At 43.6% G+C, this 16,237-nt stretch carries 15 protein-coding genes; 7 read left to right on the forward strand and 8 right to left on the reverse strand.

Features of this window, described 5'->3' with window-relative positions; translation table 11 throughout:
• Positions 1-18 precede the first annotated feature (18 nt).
• From CUJ83_RS12890 to CUJ83_RS12920, 7 genes are all read right to left on the reverse strand, one after another.
• Positions 19-579, reverse strand: coding sequence for a DJ-1/PfpI family protein (locus CUJ83_RS12890; protein WP_230742732.1), 561 nt, complete (start codon positions 577-579; stop codon positions 19-21).
• A gap of 114 nt (positions 580-693) precedes the next feature.
• Positions 694-1,308: a DUF2115 domain-containing protein gene (locus CUJ83_RS12895; RefSeq protein WP_230742733.1), complete on the reverse strand. Its 615-nt coding sequence runs from the start codon at positions 1,306-1,308 to the stop codon at positions 694-696.
• Between the two features lie 43 nt (positions 1,309-1,351).
• Complete coding sequence (locus CUJ83_RS12900; protein ID WP_230742734.1) at positions 1,352-1,954, reverse strand: LOG family protein; 603 nt, start codon at positions 1,952-1,954, stop codon at positions 1,352-1,354.
• Between the two features lie 145 nt (positions 1,955-2,099).
• A complete protein-coding gene (locus tag CUJ83_RS12905) occupies positions 2,100-2,723 on the reverse strand; it encodes a hypothetical protein (protein WP_230742735.1) in 624 nt (207 codons plus the stop codon).
• Between the two features lie 187 nt (positions 2,724-2,910).
• On the reverse strand, positions 2,911-3,240 hold the full coding sequence (locus CUJ83_RS12910) for a P-II family nitrogen regulator (RefSeq protein ID WP_230742736.1): 330 nt from the start codon (positions 3,238-3,240) through the stop codon (positions 2,911-2,913).
• A gap of 9 nt (positions 3,241-3,249) precedes the next feature.
• Positions 3,250-4,455 carry an ammonium transporter gene (locus tag CUJ83_RS12915; protein WP_230742737.1) on the reverse strand — a complete coding sequence of 402 codons (1,206 nt, stop codon included), beginning with the start codon at positions 4,453-4,455 and terminating at the stop codon, positions 3,250-3,252.
• Between the two features lie 446 nt (positions 4,456-4,901).
• Complete coding sequence (locus tag CUJ83_RS12920) at positions 4,902-5,432, reverse strand: superoxide dismutase family protein (RefSeq protein WP_230742738.1); 531 nt, start codon at positions 5,430-5,432, stop codon at positions 4,902-4,904.
• 288 nt (positions 5,433-5,720) lie between these two features.
• Between CUJ83_RS12920 and CUJ83_RS12925 the strand changes: the two genes are divergently transcribed.
• The 5 genes from CUJ83_RS12925 to CUJ83_RS12945 all read left to right on the forward strand — a co-directional run bounded on the left by CUJ83_RS12925 (position 5,721) and on the right by CUJ83_RS12945 (position 11,561).
• On the forward strand, positions 5,721-6,611 hold the full coding sequence (locus CUJ83_RS12925; protein WP_230742739.1) for an alpha/beta fold hydrolase: 891 nt from the start codon (positions 5,721-5,723) through the stop codon (positions 6,609-6,611).
• Between the two features lie 413 nt (positions 6,612-7,024).
• Positions 7,025-7,858, forward strand: a complete 834-nt coding sequence (locus tag CUJ83_RS12930) for a hypothetical protein (RefSeq protein WP_230742740.1) — start codon at positions 7,025-7,027, stop codon at positions 7,856-7,858.
• Positions 7,859-8,236: 378 nt separating this feature from the next.
• Entirely contained in the window at positions 8,237-9,550 is a 1,314-nt protein-coding gene (locus CUJ83_RS12935; RefSeq protein ID WP_230742741.1) for an anaerobic sulfatase maturase, read from the forward strand.
• A gap of 29 nt (positions 9,551-9,579) precedes the next feature.
• Positions 9,580-11,067, forward strand: a complete 1,488-nt coding sequence (locus CUJ83_RS12940; protein WP_369424349.1) for an arylsulfatase — start codon at positions 9,580-9,582, stop codon at positions 11,065-11,067.
• 140 nt (positions 11,068-11,207) lie between these two features.
• On the forward strand, positions 11,208-11,561 hold the full coding sequence (locus tag CUJ83_RS12945; protein ID WP_230742743.1) for a DUF1622 domain-containing protein: 354 nt from the start codon (positions 11,208-11,210) through the stop codon (positions 11,559-11,561).
• A 183-nt stretch (positions 11,562-11,744) separates the two neighbouring features.
• On the opposite strand, the gene CUJ83_RS12950 is transcribed toward CUJ83_RS12945, so the two are convergent.
• Positions 11,745-12,158, reverse strand: a complete 414-nt coding sequence (locus CUJ83_RS12950; RefSeq protein WP_230742744.1) for a hypothetical protein — start codon at positions 12,156-12,158, stop codon at positions 11,745-11,747.
• A 266-nt stretch (positions 12,159-12,424) separates the two neighbouring features.
• Between CUJ83_RS12950 and CUJ83_RS12955 the strand changes: the two genes are divergently transcribed.
• Positions 12,425-12,715 carry a hypothetical protein gene (locus CUJ83_RS12955; protein WP_230742745.1) on the forward strand — a complete coding sequence of 97 codons (291 nt, stop codon included), beginning with the start codon at positions 12,425-12,427 and terminating at the stop codon, positions 12,713-12,715.
• 189 nt (positions 12,716-12,904) lie between these two features.
• Positions 12,905-16,165 (forward strand): OmpL47-type beta-barrel domain-containing protein, encoded by a 3,261-nt coding sequence (locus tag CUJ83_RS12960; protein ID WP_230742746.1) that lies wholly within the window; start codon positions 12,905-12,907, stop codon positions 16,163-16,165.
• Positions 16,166-16,237: the final 72 nt, after the last annotated feature.

The raw sequence follows: 16,237 nt of genomic DNA on the forward strand, positions 1-16,237 counted from the left end.
TAAAATAAGGCCTGCGGATCAACCTTTAATATTTTTTAGCCAGTTATATTCCATTTTTATCTCATCTTCATTTTTATAGATACCCATGACCTTGCCGATAGCTATCGCGAATTCGACGAATGCCTGTCCGGTGGCCGTTATCTTATTTCCGTCAATGACGACGTCTTCATTCACTAAATGTGATTTCTCGTATAATGGGAAGAAACGGGAATCGGGAGCTACGCCGGAACCTGAGCCGGTACACTTTTTACCGTCAAGAAGGCCGTATTTTGCCATAAGGAAAGAGCCTCCGCATATGCCTGCGATCCACTTATTCTTTTCATCAAGCGCCTTAATGAAATCTTTAAGGACAATATTATCGTACAGATGAGAAGGATCTCCTCCGGGTATGATAAAAATATCAATATCATCAGGAATAAGCTCGCCAATCGTTTTGTCCGGTAAATATTTTTGTTTTTCCTCGCTAATGTATATGCGATCCTCCAGAGCTGCAAAGATAAAGTTTACCGGCCGGCCCCATATGGATAAGACTATCTCAGACTCGCAAAAACCATCATAATAAAAAACGCAAACATTCATAAATCCCACTAACTTATTTATTATAGATATACATTTTTATTTTGTTAGAAATTTATTATTAAAAATAAATATCGTCAGGCGCTTATCAAAATCATTTATATTTATAATTAAAATCTATGATTTATCATACGTTTCATCCTGTTTAGCAGGACAGAAATTACAGATAGATCGTTCGACGTCTTTTTCTTTATCCCGGATAGGACAGTAATATTCCCCGTTTATTTTCTGTACGGTAAAACCGCCGGGAAAAGGCGTACCCACAGGATGGCCTGGCTCGTCCAGCACGAACATGTAAAAACAGCTAAGCAGATAATAATAAAGACTGTAAAAAGGATCGTTCATCGTTATCCTGTTTTCCGATCCCTTATCATATTCCAGTTCAAAGCTTATGACAGTACTACAATAATCCCTGAACATCTGCTTATCATTTATCTCTTCATCCCTATCGCTGAAAGCACCGTTATTGTATATGGCCAGTATATTGTAATACCTTCCAAAATATTGCTCTATAAAGTACGGGCGAATATTTTCCCCGTAAGGTGATGGTAAATTATTGATCTCCCTCTCCAAAAATGCGCTCATGACCTGAAGATCGTAAAGTGAAAATCTTTTTATCTCCTGCGCTAAAGTTCTTGCAAGTTCCGATTTTTTATCGATAGTTGCCAGCCTTGCAAATATACTTTTATGCTCGTTAAACGTTCCGGATACATCCTGTTCGTTAGCAAACATGGCGAAGGTGCCTCGTTAGCGATATATCATATGAGTTAGATTATCACACTTTTGTCATACTGTCCATCATTTTTAATACGATCTTTGCTTTATCGGCTGTAGACGGCCGATACCTATCAAATTTTGCCAATAGCCCTTCAGGTGTCTCATCTACCATTATCATGGAACGATGATCGGGGTCGATGAATTGCTGGCTGACTGAATGTTCGAGGAAATTGATGATGTTATCGTAATAATTATTTATGTTCAGTAAGCCGCAAGGTTTTTTGTGGAACCCGAGCTGGGCCCATGTCACGATCTCAAAAAACTCCTCAATCGTACCAAGCCCTCCGGGTAACGCTATGAAGCCATCGGATAGTTCCGACATCAAAGCTTTACGCTCATGCATCGTTTCAACGATTCGCAGGTCATTGAGCCCGAAAAAAGCCACTTCCTTATCGACCAATCCTTTTGGGATCACTCCGGTGACTTCGCCGCCTGATTCCAGTACGGCACTTGCCAGATAGCCCATCATACCGACTTTCGCTCCGCCGTATACAAGCCCGATGCCGTTATTTGCCAGCACAGTCCCGAGATGTCTGGCAGCTCTTACATACTCCGGTCTTGAACCGGGGCTCGAGCCGCAGAAAACACAGATGCGCTTCATTTTAATATCTCCGTGAATACTAGAGATAACGGCGATGATGAAATAGTTTTTCGAGATATACTATGATGACAGGGATAAGAATGATACAACAAAAAAATGATTTCAGTTAGCAGGCTAACAGAAGAACATTAAAATTTAACTCGTATTATCTCTTTTCTATTATCTTTGCGTCCGTCGCATGTTTTTTAACGTATTCGGAAACAGCATCGAAATTATCCCGTGTACAATACAACGCAAATGGATTTATCAGCATTTTACCTCTCAGGTAAATAACTCGACCGCGGTTATACAACTTGACAGAGCCTATTTCATTCCATTTCATATAGCCTGAATCCCGAGATGCTGCCAACATTCCTGCACCGGCTGCCGTGGGAGACCCTGATAATGAGCCAAGTATAGCAAGCCCGTGGCCAACTTTTTTAGAAGTTCGTCCTGACTCGTATCCCACACCCTTATCGTCAAAGTAAAACACCGTTTCTACCCCGCGGCCATATATGATCTTTAGGATTATCAAAGCGATGACAATAAGGAAAAATAAAAAGGCAGAGACTGATCCCAGTATCATGAATATCATTAAAAGGTCTTCTCCGCCCATAATAAATAGTAACAATATACCCAGAAATATGACAGGTATGCCGAAAGCAAGTAAAAGATCCCTCCAAAGGACCGAATTTTTTATAAGCGGAATATGATAGGTCCATGAGAATCCGGTGTTTTTATCAGTAGTTGAATCCCCATGTCTCGTCATAATATCATTATCCATATCCATGATTTCCCCCAATTTAAAGTATGCTAAGATTATAATGTCTAAGCCATTATGTATTATGGTCATGTTAGATATTCTTTTCATTACTTATCTTTAAAATTTAAAGGAATTACACATAAAATTTAAAAAGTTTTCCAAAATTAAAAGAAATAAAAAGAAAAGTAGACAGAAGCATTACGCTTCCGTATGTCTACTTCCACTCCTCGTCAGTCCTTACCCTGGCCACCATATCGACAGGGAGGACGAATATCTTACCGTCACCCATCTTTCCAGTACGTGCACTGGCACGGATGACCGAGATTATTGTATCGACGTCTTTATCGTCGATGACTATCTCGAGCATGATCTTCGGGAGTATATCAACCTCGACCTTCTTTCCCCTGTATAAAAGGGTGATGCCTTTCTGTTCACCCCTGCCGCTCATCTCAATGATGCTCATGGCATTGAACCCTTTTTCTTCAAGGGCTTTTTTAACGCTCTCCAGCTTCTCAGGCCGGATTATTGCTTTTACCATCTTCATGCTATCACCTTAATGATAAGCCCGTTCTCCATGCTGTGAGACATCGAGACCGACATATTCCTCTTCCTCCTTGACCCTGAGGCCGATCGTCATATCGATGACTTTCGCAAGGACGAATGAGACCACGAACGCGTATACCATAGCGGCGACTACTGCTATGATCTGTGCTATGAACTGGTCTACGTTACCGTAGATAAGCCCTGTGTAGCCGTTGATCGCTGCGACCGCAAAGATACCAGTCGCGATGGCACCCCATAAGCCGCCCATACCGTGAATAGCCCACGCATCAAGGCTTTCATCAAGACCTTTCTTTATCCTGAAGAGCATAGCCCAGTAACAGAGCAGTCCTGCCACTAATCCTATCACGATCGCTCCCATTGCATCGACATATCCTGCCGCAGGAGTGATCGCTACAAGACCGGCTATAGCGCCGCTCACTATACCCAGCGATGCGGGCCTTGAATCTTTCCAGCTCATAAGCATCCATGCGACCGCGCCCGCTGCCGCAGCTACGTTAGTGACTACAAATGCGTTAGCTGCAAGACCGTTAGCTGCAAGGGCGCTGCCTGCGTTGAAACCGAACCATCCGAACCATAGTATGCCCGCTCCGAGCAGTGCTATAGGAATGTTGCTCGGTTCCATGAGATCCCTTCCGAAGCCGACGCGCTTGCCTATCACGAACGCTATTGCTAGCGCCGAGAAACCCGAGCTTATGTGAACTACAGTTCCGCCAGCGAAGTCAAGCGCTCCAAGGGACGCCAGCCATCCGCCTCCCCATACCCAGTGGGCGAGCGGGTCATATACCAGCGTCGACCAGAGTATACCGAATATTATGAATGAAGAGAGCTTTACTCTCTCGGCGAACACCGATGTCAGTATAGCTAGAGTCAGCGCTGCGAATACAAGCTGGAATACCATGAATAATATCGGAGGTATAGTGGCGCCGTCAGGAGTCTCCAGGCTTACGCCGGCCAGACCAATATAGTCCAGTCCGCCTATAAAGCCCATAATGTCCGAGCCGAACGCAAGGCTGTACCCGAACAGTACCCACTGGAGGGTGATCACAGCCAGCGCTACGAACGCCATCGCTATCATCGAAATAATGTTCTTCTTTCTTACAAGTCCCCCGTAGAAGAATCCAACACCGGGAGTCATCAGCAAGACCATTGCTGTTGAGACTAGAATCCACGCAGTATCTCCTGTGTCCAAAGGCATGATATCACCTTATTTGCTGCCCCATTTTTATAGGAGCGATGTGTCGATAGTTTGTAATTTATGATCCATCGTGTTGATGCTCATCGAATGGGCCTTATGTAGGAAGCTATTTTCTTTAATATACAAACTATACTTTTCTACGGAAGTATTATTCCTACTTTTTCATATATAAAGCTAACTGTTCATAAATTTTATTATTACTTATGGATAAATACCTATTTTCGATGCTGGTACGAAAAATAAGTCTCTATTATCCGAATCTTATTTTTGATTCGGCTTTCTTGTTTGAAGATAGATGAAAATCGATATATTTTCATGACAGGTCAAAACAGTAAAATAAAATTTTATAATAATGTTTTAACAGGAGCTAAATGACATAAAAAAGATAAGGTATTCTTTATTAATCGATCATTTACTGTCAGTATCCGAAAAAGATAATATGCAGGTTATTCTGCTTTGATGACTCCGCAAACGACCCTGTCGCCACTGTTGCCGGAAGGATCGCTTATCTGGTCATCTGGCCCGGAGTGGATAACAATGGCGCTTCCATCCTGATCGAATAACGTTGTAGGGCCGGGTGAAAGTGTCGCCAGGTCGGTAGTAGTGTTCAGGTATCCTTTGCCATCCTTATTTACTCCCATATTGGGCAGGTCGCCGGCATGCGGGCCTTCAGGATTACTAAGACCGTGTTTTTTTCCAAGAGGGTTATAATGACCGCCTGCAGCTGCGAATGTCGGACTGCAACTGCCGACTTCGTGGATATGGATACCATGCAGTCCGGGGGATAGACCCTCAACATTAACTTCGACACGGACCAAACCACTTTCATCTTCAGTGAAGCGAGCTAAACCAACTTCTTTGCCATTTGTATCTTTCAAGACTGCAGACGCTTGCCTGACATCTTCATTTCGGGCATATGCGCTGGCTGAAAAGGCGATGACCAGTAATATCGTTAAAACGAAAATCGTTTTTTTCATCATATTCCCATTTAAAAATAGACTTTTTTGCTGTTAAAGTAGTTTGCCGGTATAATATTATGATTCCGTAATAATTTTAAAGATAATCATTGTCATGATCCGGATGAGCTATCTTTGATAGCTGTCCTTGCATCGTTTTAATTATCTATCATTTATAAAGTGTATCACAAATAACAGTCATTAATGATATTATTCTTTTTACGATATATTCCAAAGAAAAATCGTATTCACATAAACAAAGGAAAAACGGATGTTCAAAATTTTGCTTAAAATACAGGAGATGTGATCATGATCAAATATGATAAAATAAAGATCGACGGGCTCGACATTTTTTATCGCGAAGCAGGCATGCGGAATTTACCTGCCATACTATTGCTTCATGGTTTCCCTGCCTCGTCCCATATGTTCAGAAGGCTGATCCCTGCATTACAGGACCGATTTCACCTTATAGCGCCTGACTATCCGGGTTTCGGGAACAGTTCCATGCCAGCCGTGGACGAGTTCGAATACAGCTTTGACAATATTGCGAACATAGTCGGAAAGTTCATCGAAAAAATGGGCCTGGAGAAATTTGGCCTCTATCTAATGGACTATGGGGCTCCCGTAGGTTTTCGTATAGCTGTCAACGAGCCTGAACGTATAGAATCGCTTATTATACAGAACGGGAACGCTTACGAAGAAGGCCTTCGTGAGTTCTGGATACCCCTAAAAAAATACTGGAAAGACCCCACACCCGAAAATGAAATGGAATTAAGAAAATTTTTGACACTCGAATCGACTATATGGCAATATACAAATGGAGTACGGGACATAAGATCAATAAGCCCTGATAACTGGAACATGGATCAGTCATTCCTGGACCGCCCGGGAAATGACCTGATACAGCTTCGGCTATTCTACGATTATCGCACTAATCCTCCGGCGTATCCGGAGTGGCAGGACTATATGCGAAAGCACCAGCCGCCTGCGCTAATCGTGTGGGGAAAGAATGATCTGATATTCCCTGCGGAAGGGGCGTATCCTTTTAAAAATGATCTTGAAAATATTGATTTCAACCTGCTGGATACCGGACACTTTGCACTGGAAGAAGACTGCGAAGTAATAGCCGATAAGATAATACGGTTCTATGATACCAGAGTCGCCCCCACAATAGAGGCCCCGAAGGCGGAAGCGAGATAGTAAAACATTTTTTATTATCCTTTTAGACTGTGAAAATTATTTACACTCATTAATTTAACGATAAGGAACTAAAACATTTCTTTACAAATTTTTTTAATAGGGGTGATGTGACTGTATTGTATAATGTCCTCGATGAAGTTTTAGGATGATCGATAAGAATAAAGCGCTTAAGTCAATTTAATTTTATAAATAACAAATAGTTTGGTAAGAATTCGATTTGTTCCACCAATAGCAGACGATAAATTTATTAGCACAATTATTATAATAATATGTAATTAAAATACTTTCTGTATCAGATGTCACCTAGCTTACTTTCGGGAGAAGATTGCATCAACCGTCGGTTTTGCATTTCTTATCCGGGCGCCATCTTTCATTCTTACTACAGAGGGAAAACAAACATCAGAGGTGATCACATGCTAAAATCGAAACGAATATTGATAATAATGCCTTGCATATTGTTAGGAACAATTGTTTTGACATGCTTTGCGATGTCCGCCGCACTGGCACAAACGGAGGATAACGCGACGATAGTAGGGCTCGTCACGGTCGACGGCGCGGCCGTGAACGGTGTTTCTGTAACTTGCGGCCCCGGTTCCGCGACAACATCCAATTTTAACGGACAGGACGGCATATACGTCATCAACGGGCTGCCTTACGGGACCAGCATGCCGTTTTCGGCCAGCTATCAAGGCCATACGTATACAGATACCGTTGACCCGTTGAGTCCCGGACAACAAATTTACCAGATGCCTGCCGTAGATATTAATACAACGGTGGCTACCCCCACACCGACACCGACACCTACGCCCACACCTACGCCCACACCGACACCATCTACTAATGCCACCATAACACCAACACCTAACGCGACAGCAACACCAACTCCGGAACCCAATTCTACAGCGACACCGACACCGACACCCACAGCAACTCCGACACCTACGCCAACTGTGACGCCTGTACCTACAAGCGTACCTTCTCAGTCCGGATCCCCACCATCGACATACTACTATAATTATGATCCGTCACAGAATACCGACGTAAAAAAATCAATAGACACGGAGCCATCCCCAAGCCCCACGCCAATGCCGACATTAACGCCTACACCGATGCCGTCGCCGCCACCGGAGCCGTCGCCAAGTCCGTTACCATCTCCGACAATGACAAGCTCGCCCGGTTTTGAAGGCTTACTGGCACTAATTTGCCTGCTGGGAATAATTTACATGGTGATTAAGAAGGATCGCTAAAAACATCCTTCTCATATTTTTTATTTTACTATGATCACATAAATACAAAATAAGATCAAGCCATACATTTTAAGTGATCAAATTTGGATAGGCCGGATCTGAATAATATAAAATGTAAGATCATTGTTTTAAAAGAAACTATTGCCGGAACAGTTTATTCGATACTCGGATAATTCTTTAGATAACCGTTAATAAATACACATAAACAATATATAAATTATAATTTATAATAAAAATCGAAAAGCTACTTTACGGTGTTTAACGTCCATGGACCGGTCCTGCAATAATAATTAATACCGGACAAGTATGTCCTTGATATTTTGTAGATGCAAGGGATCGGCATTATAATACCGTCCATCATTTGAGGAGAATGAGGCAATGACAAATAAGATCCCTGCACGGATACATGTGCTGGCAAAACCAACAGGGGCAATATGTAATCTTAACTGCTCTTATTGCTTCTTCCTGGATAAAGAAAGTCTCTATCCTGACAGTGATTTTCGTATGAGCGATAAAGTCCTGGAGACTTATATACGCCAGCTTATAGAGTCCCATAAAACTAAAGAAGTGACAGTAGCATGGCAGGGCGGAGAGCCCACATTAATGGGCATCGATTTCTTTAAGCGGGCTATCGAATTCCAGGAGAAATTTAAAAAGCCGGGCATGATCTTTCATAATACCCTGCAGACCAACGGCACATTGCTGAACGATGAATGGTGCAGGTTCTTTCGTGATAACGACTACCTGATCGGCATAAGTATCGACGGCCCGAAAGAGTTACACGACATTTACCGTAAAGATAAAGCCGGCAGGCCTACTTTTGACAGGGTGATGCGCGGCTTAAGGCTGCTGCAAAAGCATAACGTGGAATACAATGTACTCACAGCGGTAAACAAGATTAACGCTGAACGGCCGCTTGACGTGTATAGATTTTTACGGGACGAGGCCTGTACGACATGGATGCAGTTCATCCCGGTCGTTGAGCGCATAAATGAAGAAGGAACACGCCTTTACCAGAGAGGGGACGTAGTTTCCGACCGTTCAGTCATGCCCGGACAGTTCGGCAATTTCCTGAACAGGATATTCGACGAATGGGTAAGGCATGACGTGGGCAGGATATTTGTCCAGACATTTGAAGCCTCAATAAGAAACTGGCTGAGATTGCCGTCATCCGGCATGTGTGTATTCGATCCCGTATGCGGTTATGGAATGGCTCTCGAGCATAACGGGGACCTCTATTCATGCGATCATTTTGTAGAGCCGGACTATCTGCTTGGCAATATCAATGAAACCCATTTAAGCGAAATGGCAGCTTCAGACAGACAGCGAAAGTTTGGCGATGACAAACTTAAGACATTACCAAAATATTGCCTGGATTGCGACGTACGCTTCGCATGTCATGGTGAATGCCCTAAAAACAGATTTCTTATAGCACCTTCCGGGGAGCCGGGCTTGAATTATCTTTGTGACGGATACAAGTCGTTTTTCCACCACATAGATCGCCCGGCGAATCTGATAGCAGGATTATTATTGAGAGGCTATCCGGCTGAAAATGTCATGAAGCTGATGGCCGAGGAAGACCGCAAGCATTTCAAAGCCGGCAGAAATGACCCCTGTCCCTGCGGAAGCGGTATAAAATTCAAAAAATGTCATGGACGCCCCTCTGTGGGTGTATCTCAAAGATATGACTGACTATAATAAAAATTCATGGGGATGATATTATAGCGACAAAAAAACCTAATATTTTGGTCATCTGGGGAGATGACATCGGCTACTGGAACATAAGCGCCTATAGTAAGGGCATGATGGGCTATCGTACGCCAAACATAGACCGCATAGCGAATGAAGGCATAATATTCACAGACTACTATGGCGAACAAAGCTGTACGGCTGGCAGAGCGGCTTTCATAACAGGCCAGAGCGTTTTCCGCACAGGATTAAGTAAAGTAGGAATGCCAGGGGCTGACCAGGGCATTCGGGCTGAAGACCCGACTATTGCGGAATTGTTGAAACCTCTCGGATACGCGACAGGCCAGTTCGGGAAAAACCATTTTGGCGACAGGGATGAGTTCCTGCCGACCAACCACGGCTTCGACGAGTTCTTCGGCAACCTCTATCACCTGAACGCGGAGGAAGAACCGGAACAAAGGGATTACCCCCCTGAAAAGGATTTCCCGGACTTCAAGAAAAAATTCGGCCCTCGCGGAGTGCTTCACTGTTATGCGGACGGCCGTATAGAAGATACTGGCCCGCTGACTAAAAAGCGGATGGAGACAGTGGACGAGGAGTTCCTTAAGGCCGCGAAGGATTTCATCGAACGCCAGCATAAAGCAGGAAAACCGTTTTTCGTATGGTTCAACACGACGCACATGCACTTCCGCACACATGCCAAACCAAAGAGTATCGGCCAGTCCGGAAGATGGCAGTCCGAATACCACGACGTTATGATAGACCATGATAAGCATGTGGGAGAAATGCTCGACCTGCTGGATAAGTTAGGTATAGCGAACGATACGATAGTCATGTACAGTACGGATAACGGGCCGCATATGAATACATGGCCTGACGCGGGAATGACACCTTTCCGCAACGAAAAGAACTCGAACTGGGAGGGGGCTTTCAGGGTTCCGTGCATGGCAAGATGGCCCGGAAAGATCAAGCCAGGCACCGTGTCAAACGATATCGTTAGCCATCTTGACTGGCTGCCGACTTTGCTTGCGGCAGCAGGGGAGCCGGAAATAAAAGAGAAACTTCTCAAAGGCCATAAGGCAGGTAATAAAAAATTCAAAGTACACCTTGACGGCTTCAACATGCTTCCATACCTGACAGGCAAGGAGAAAAAGAACCCACGCCAGGGATTCATATATTTCTCGGACGACGGAGATCTTGTAGCCCTGCGATATGATAACTGGAAAACAGTGTTCATGGAACAGCGAGCAGAGGGCACACTTCGTATATGGGCAGAACCTTTCGTACCGCTGCGTGTTCCGAAGATCTTTAACCTGCGAACGGACCCGTTCGAGAGGGCGGATATTACATCGAACACCTATTATGACTGGTTGCTGGATCACGCGTTCATGCTTGTGCCTGCGCAGGACATGGTCAGGAGGTTTATGGAAACATTTAAGGAATTCCCTCCGCGGCAGAAGGCTGCAAGCTTTACCATCGACAAGGGCCTCGAAATGATGAAGAAAGGCATTGGTGATTAAGATCGTTCAAGGCGGCTTCACTGCCGCCTGAATTATCTATTGCCATAAGATCAAAAATCCCGTATGGATCTAAATTAAAGGAATGATGAGTAAGCTGACCGTAAGGTAACGGCCCATAATATAAGAATCCAGGGATCAATATGATAGACGTTGAATATTATATCATTAACGGCGCGTTGTGGATAAAACAGATCGCCGAACTGATAAGTATCATTTTAATAGCTGCAGGTATCATTGTAGCTTCATATAAAATTTTACAAATTATCAGATCACCGAGCCTGAAAAGTTATAATCTTGCACGACTGGCTTTTTCAAGATATCTGGTGTTGGCCCTGGAGTTCATGCTCGCTGCGGATATACTGGTAACGGCGATCGAGCCGACCTGGGAAGATCTGGGTATGCTGGCTGCTATTGCGGCGATAAGGACGTTCCTTAACTTCTTTTTACAGCGCGAGATGAAAGAAGAAGAGATGGCGGTAGAAAAAAGTGCTTGACTTTCCAAGTTTTATCGCTTCAAAATATGCCGCTAAGAATATTTTAATTAATGATATTCATCTTTATGGATTAAAAATACAATCATATGAAAGAAAGATCAAATAAACAAAAAAGCATAAAGCCCATATTAAAAATAATAGAATAGGCATTTAAGCCTATCACTTTTTTGAGCTAATGCGTCTTTACTTCGTGATCTTCATGACCAGGAACGCATATATCACGCCTGCGATAACGGCGAAGATAGTGGCCATAACGATCGCGAAGAGCATGCTTATAATGCCGGCGAAAAAGCTGGCACCAGCGCCTGAAATGGAACTGGAATAAAGGCTGCCGCCCAGTGTTATCAATAACATTATGACAATGCCGTCTATAACGCCTGCAATAGCGCCGGATATACCGGATATTACTACAGCGTCAATAAGCTTTGTTACAAAGTTTGCACCTAAATAGAGCGCAAGCACTCCTACACCCATCATGGTTATTGGTACTATTAAGCAGCCGATGCACGGTATAAAATTAGATATCAATTGAATTACTGATAAGATCACTCCACCAATTACACCGGCCTTGATAGCCGATATATATTTTTCATCCATTATATCACCAGGAATGTAATCGCATTTTTAGTATAAAATCGTTATACAAATACTTTTAATAGAGGATACCGGAAAAGATCATCTTTTTGACTGATACCGATATTCATTTACCAGCAGATCGTTGCACGCTTGATAAGAAAGAATCACCAGTAAGGGATTCCTTGAAGGCTGATAAAAAATTATGCCTGGTTCGCTTAATTCCGCCATATAATCGGCTTTATTTTTTATCTTTTAATGTAACATTAGCAATTGTAGGGGGGAATCAAATGGATCTTAAAAAACTGATAATTCTTGGCGCGATAGTTGTGACTGTGCTGGTCATGACAGAGCCGGCTAATGCATATCTATGGCCTCCTGCCATAGGAAGTTGTGGTTTCGGCGGACTGTTCGGAGTCTATGGACCGAACGGATTATGGGGTCAGCCCATACCGGTCCCTGTACCCGTACCTGTACCTGTCGCGGCTCCGGTACCTGTGGCTGCTCCTATTCCGTATTGCGGAGGATTTGGCGGATGCGGACCTGTACCCTATGGCCCGGGATTCGGTGGATTCTGTTAGATGAAAAAGTAATATAAAAAGAATTTTAAGCGGGCATATTCCCGCTACTTTTTAATTACATATTTTTCTAAAAAAAATTATCCCGGATATATTTAAATATTTAGAAATTGAAGTTCTTAATAAATATTCGATTAATTAGCAATGCCTCAATTAAATATGGCTTAGCAATCAATGAGGGGGTATATAGTCTTGAAATCCGGGGTGCCATCATTAGCGGTAGTTATAATCTTATGTATTTTAATTGCTCAGACAGTAAATGCTGCAAGTCCAACTGTTAACGATCTGCTTGCTGAACCACACATTATTAAATCACCGCAACCAACTACGATAAGCTATACGCTGGATGACGTTGGAATATCACGGGTCATCCTGGAGATATATGACCAAAACAACGTCCTTGTAAGGAATATCGACCAGGGAGTAAAAAGCAGCGGGTCTTACAGTATAGTCTGGGACGGGTGCGATAATAATGGCAACTATCTGGAAGACGGCATTTATTCAGTAAGGGTCAATTCTACGGATATCTACTCGTTTTCTAAAAAATGGGGCCAGCCTTCTGATATAATATCTTCGTCCTATCCGTTAAGCGTTATTGTAAACGGTAGCGGAAATGTATTTGTGTCCGGTTTCAATATGTATATGGATAATAACGTTTACAAAACGAAATCATTCATTTACGTTTTTAACCCCGATGGAACATATCAGGAAAGCCTGATACTGGGTGAATCCACGAACTTTATGGAAAATTTACCCCTTGATATGGCTTTTAACTCTAGCGGTTATATGTTCGTGACAGAGCCGGTCGATGTGGTGGTATATTCTCCGGATCTCTCATACTACGGACGGTTTGGGGTCATGGGTAATGGCACCGGAGAATTCCTGTTGGCAATGGGTATCGACATAGATCAATCTAACGATCATATCTATGTCGCAGATTCTTATAATAATCGAATTCAGGTCTTCGACAGTGATTATAACTTTGTAGACACATGGGGGATGGGGGGAACTGAGCCCGGTAACTTCACCAGGCCCTTCGACCTGGCCATAAACTCTTCAGGCTATGTATATGTCGCAGATTATGGAAATAAGCGCGTACAGGTTTTCTCTTCGGATGGCTCGCTTGTGAGCGCATGGAGCAGCGACCCCGGAGGCGTATCAGGCATAGCGATAAATGACAGCGACTTTGTTTATGTCACTAATGATCTTAGCGATAATGTAAGCGTATTTGATAAAAATGGAAATTTCCTTTATACATGGGATATAACTAATGAGCCCTTACCCGGGTTTATTCCCCTGCGAATTCCCATCGATATAGGACTGAATGATGAAGTATATTATCCGCATATTTATGTCTCGGCGACCGATATGTCGATGTCAAATTTTATTTGCGTGACGGACTCCGAGGGGAATAGTCTGGACACAATTGATTTTATATCACAGCCCGGCGGTTTCTCAGGAGCTTCAGGTATCGCAGTTAATTCTAGCGGTTACATATATGTCGTAGATAAAGTCTGTATCCAGATATTTGATCCGGATGGGAACTTCGTCGGCTACGGCAGCAATCTTCCAAGATGCCCGAACAGTATCGCCATCAATAGTAGCGATCACGTTTATGTAACGGACTATATGCAGGGTACAGTGTTCGTATTTGATCCTGATAACAATTTTGTCAGATCATGGTCTTTGAACTTTGACATGAATTTTTTTGGCATTCCTTTAGGCATGACCATACCTGCTTATCTTTACGATATTGCTATTGATCAATACGAAAATGTTTACGTTACTAATATGCCGGCACTGCCAATGATGACCGGCAACTATAAGATCAAGATCTACGACCCGAATGGCAACCCGATCAATAGCTGGTGCGGCGGTGACATATTCAGTTCATTTTTCGATCTGCTGATCAATCCGCCAACAGATGAAGAAGAATTAAATGAATTTATGGAAAAATGGGGAGATCTCTGGAACATGGCGAACAATATGTTTGACTTCAGCCAGTTCACGGGTATCGCCATAAATTCCAGCGGATATGTGTATACCGTAGTAAAAACGAATAGTACCTATAGCAATATTTTAGTGATCAATCAATCAGGGGTAATCGTTAATGGGTGGGGCGGATATGGCAGCCAGGACGGGCAGATAAATACGCCCTATGGAATCGCCATAAACTCAAGCGATTATGTCTTTGTTGCTGATTCCGGTAATGATCGTTTCCAGATCTTTGACCCCGCGGGTAATTTTGTATACAGGCTGGGGGTAAATGGCAGCGGAGACGGAGAGTTCAAAGGCCCCACCGGCATAGAGATCAACGGCGATGATGACGTGCTTATAGCCGATACCGGTAATTACCGCGTGCAGGTATTCGAATACTTTATCAATGTCTTCGATGACGCCGCTGTTTACGTGGACAGCATCCCGCCGGTATCTTCGGTCGTTTTGTACGGCACGTCGGGCACCGGCGGGTGGTATACCTCGGACGTTACTGGGAGTATCATAGGGATCGATAATGTTTCCGGAGTCGATCATTCACAATATAGTTTTGACTGTAATGACTGGACTGACGGCTCAACGTTTACTGTCTCGAGCGAAGGGACCGGCAAGGTGTATTATCGTTCTGTCGATAACGGCGGTAATATTGAACTTGCGAAAAATGTTACGATAAGTATTGATAAAACGCTTCCCGTCGCGTATTGTTCGCTGGACGGCCTGCCCGGTAACAATGGCTGGTATATCTCAGAGGTAGCAGTGACACTCACTGCCAACGATGGCGTATCCGGGGTCGCGAAAATTGAGTATAACATCGACGGAGCCGGATGGACAGATTACGCATGTACGTTCAATATCAGCGAAGGGCAGCATATATTGACCTACAGGAGCGTGGACATAGCTGGAAATATAGGTGACTCTGAAAGCGAGACTATAAACGTTGACATGTCAGCACCTATAATTCAATGCAGCCTGAGCGGCTCTAAGGCTAACCAGGGCTGGTTTGAATCGGATGTCACGGTCACTCTTACGGCAAGTGACAGTATATCAGGGATAAACTATACTGAATACAGCATTGAGGGTGTTAACTGGAACATATACGTAAAACCGTTCAAAGTACCGCTTGACAGGCAGAAAACGATATTTTATCGTACAGTAGATAATGCAAGCAACCCTGCTGACGGCAGCCAGTTCATTTACTTCCCGCCGCAAAGCGTCCCTAACCTGTATTCCGTAACAACGCCGGTCACAACACCAACGGCGACAGCTATTCCTTCAGTATCAATTACGCCCACAACAGATCCGTCACCTACACCGGTCCCGGTAACACCGACACCGGAGCCGTCAATGGCCATAAGTGATGATCAATGGAACGATACGGGTCTTTTGTTAATATTACTTGCATTAGCCATTATATCGGGTGTAGCGGCCTATTTCCTGTGGATAAAACCCAGGCAATAAATAACAGATAGAGGTTCCTATCTGTTATTTTTTATTTTTTTTATCATGCCATATGGTAAAGATCCCCGGGGC

This window comes from Methanooceanicella nereidis (genome assembly GCF_021023085.1).
Taxonomy (GTDB): Archaea; Halobacteriota; Methanocellia; order Methanocellales; family Methanocellaceae; genus Methanooceanicella; species Methanooceanicella nereidis.

What these genes read in the sequence shown, in the direction of transcription:
- CUJ83_RS12950 (WP_230742744.1), bottom strand. Translation starts at nt 12,158, where the DNA reads ATGGATGAAAAATATATATCGGCTATCAAGGCCGGTGTAATTGGTGGA.
- CUJ83_RS12945 (WP_230742743.1), top strand. Translation starts at nt 11,208, where the DNA reads ATGATAGACGTTGAATATTATATCATTAACGGCGCGTTGTGGATAAAA.
- CUJ83_RS12900 (WP_230742734.1), bottom strand. Translation starts at nt 1,954, where the DNA reads ATGAAGCGCATCTGTGTTTTCTGCGGCTCGAGCCCCGGTTCAAGACCG.
- CUJ83_RS12955 (WP_230742745.1), top strand. Translation starts at nt 12,425, where the DNA reads ATGGATCTTAAAAAACTGATAATTCTTGGCGCGATAGTTGTGACTGTG.
- CUJ83_RS12890 (WP_230742732.1), bottom strand. Translation starts at nt 579, where the DNA reads ATGAATGTTTGCGTTTTTTATTATGATGGTTTTTGCGAGTCTGAGATA.
- CUJ83_RS12925 (WP_230742739.1), top strand. Translation starts at nt 5,721, where the DNA reads ATGATCAAATATGATAAAATAAAGATCGACGGGCTCGACATTTTTTAT.
- CUJ83_RS12905 (WP_230742735.1), bottom strand. Translation starts at nt 2,723, where the DNA reads ATGGATATGGATAATGATATTATGACGAGACATGGGGATTCAACTACT.
- CUJ83_RS12895 (WP_230742733.1), bottom strand. Translation starts at nt 1,308, where the DNA reads ATGTTTGCTAACGAACAGGATGTATCCGGAACGTTTAACGAGCATAAA.
- CUJ83_RS12920 (WP_230742738.1), bottom strand. Translation starts at nt 5,432, where the DNA reads ATGAAAAAAACGATTTTCGTTTTAACGATATTACTGGTCATCGCCTTT.
- CUJ83_RS12915 (WP_230742737.1), bottom strand. Translation starts at nt 4,455, where the DNA reads ATGCCTTTGGACACAGGAGATACTGCGTGGATTCTAGTCTCAACAGCA.
- CUJ83_RS12930 (WP_230742740.1), top strand. Translation starts at nt 7,025, where the DNA reads ATGCTAAAATCGAAACGAATATTGATAATAATGCCTTGCATATTGTTA.
- CUJ83_RS12910 (WP_230742736.1), bottom strand. Translation starts at nt 3,240, where the DNA reads ATGAAGATGGTAAAAGCAATAATCCGGCCTGAGAAGCTGGAGAGCGTT.
- CUJ83_RS12935 (WP_230742741.1), top strand. Translation starts at nt 8,237, where the DNA reads ATGACAAATAAGATCCCTGCACGGATACATGTGCTGGCAAAACCAACA.